The sequence below is a fragment of the Cellulomonas sp. P4_B5_2 genome (assembly GCF_056402235.1).
Map to the genome: position 1 here is coordinate 1 of NZ_JBFUHU010000507.1, position 1404 is coordinate 1404.

Consider the following 1404-nt stretch of genomic DNA (forward strand, 5'->3'; position numbering starts at 1 on the left):
CGTCCGGATGGGTGGTGGGCGGTTCGCTGGTGCTCCGAGCACTGCGACGACGACGACGAAGGAGCCACCGGTGCGCTCAGCTGCGCCCGAACCCGAGGAGCGGGTGGCAGGTCCGCAGCTGCCCGGCGCCCCCGTCGCGCCCCTCACTCTCCGCATCGACCGGCTCGCCGCCCTGCTGAACGCGGAGCTCGCCGACGACCCGGTGTACGACGGCGTCGAGCTGCAGTGGTTCGACGATGACGTGCACGGCACCGGCATGCTGGCGTTCCTGTCACGACGCGAGGACCGCACGGTCGACTACTACCTCCAGCCCGGTCTGCGGCTCGACCGTCGCGGCTACGAGATCGGCGGCGGCACGCGGTCGTGGAACGTGACCCAGTTCGCCGTGGCCCGTCTGGCCGTCGCCGAGGACGGCGTGGACGCCGAGGTCCGGTTCACCGACGTCGACGGCCGCCTCGTCGAGGTCCGCGTCGACGACCGTGACGGGGTACCGCGCCGCCGCGCGCGTCTTCTGGCGCCGGTGAGCGCCGGCATCCGGCGGCCGACGTCGCTCCTGCTGGTCTGGATGAACGCGTTCGACCTCGTGCGGGTCACCGCGACACCGCCCCATGTCCGCATCGACGGACGGACCGCCGCGGTCGGGCAGCTCCCGGGTGCGCGGATGCACCGCCGGCACCTGATCAAGTACGCGGCGTCCGTCGTGGTCGTCGAGCTCAACCCCGACGACATGGAGCAGCCCACGCTCGGCGGCGTCACCAGCGGGACGGTCACGGCCGTGTGCGACGACCACACCGCCGAGGTCCAGCTGGTGCCGTGGCTGGACCTGCGCACGATGGCGGACCGGGACCGTGCGCAGGGCCGCTGGCACGTGACGGTCGACGGTGCCCGCATCACGGGCGGCAGGTGGTCCGCAGTCCGCGAAGGCGACAAGGCCCGCGTCGACCTGGACGACCTGGAGCGCTGGCGGCCCGGCGCACTGCCGTGGCTGATGCGGCTGGTGACGACTGTGGTGCCGGTGTTCCGCCGCTGGCCGACGACCTACGCCTGGCGGGGGAGCGTCCTGATCGGCGACCCGCCCTCGGTCACCGGCCGGTGGCGCCGCACCGGCGGCCACGACGGAGACTCCTACCGACGCGCCACCGGGTCCTGAGCGCACGCTGCGTCCGCAGGGCCGGTAGTCCTGGCATCACGCCTGGGTGGGTGTCACCGCCGCCCGCAGGTGGGCGAGCCGATCGCGCAGCGCGGCCGGCACGCGGCCACCGAACGGCGCGAAGAATTCCTCGGTGAGGGCGGCCTCGCGAGCCCACGAGGCGGGGACCACCTCGAACAGCTGCGCGAGCGCCCGGTCGTCGAGGTCGAGGCCGCGGGTGTCCAGCGCACCCGGGGCGGGCAGCAGGCCCACGG

General features: G+C 74.1%; 2 protein-coding genes. One reads left to right on the forward strand and one right to left on the reverse strand.

Annotated elements, in window-relative coordinates; genetic code table 11:
- Nucleotides 1-70 precede the first annotated feature (70 nt).
- On the forward strand, nt 71-1150 hold the full coding sequence (locus AC1DUQ_RS21715; RefSeq protein WP_477062704.1) for a hypothetical protein: 1080 nt from the start codon (nt 71-73) through the stop codon (nt 1148-1150).
- A 36-nt stretch (nt 1151-1186) separates the two neighbouring features.
- Here AC1DUQ_RS21715 and AC1DUQ_RS21720 read toward each other — a convergent pair.
- Nucleotides 1187-1404 (reverse strand): phosphoenolpyruvate carboxykinase domain-containing protein (locus AC1DUQ_RS21720; protein ID WP_477074633.1); only part of this gene is annotated, 218 nt, incomplete at its 5' end.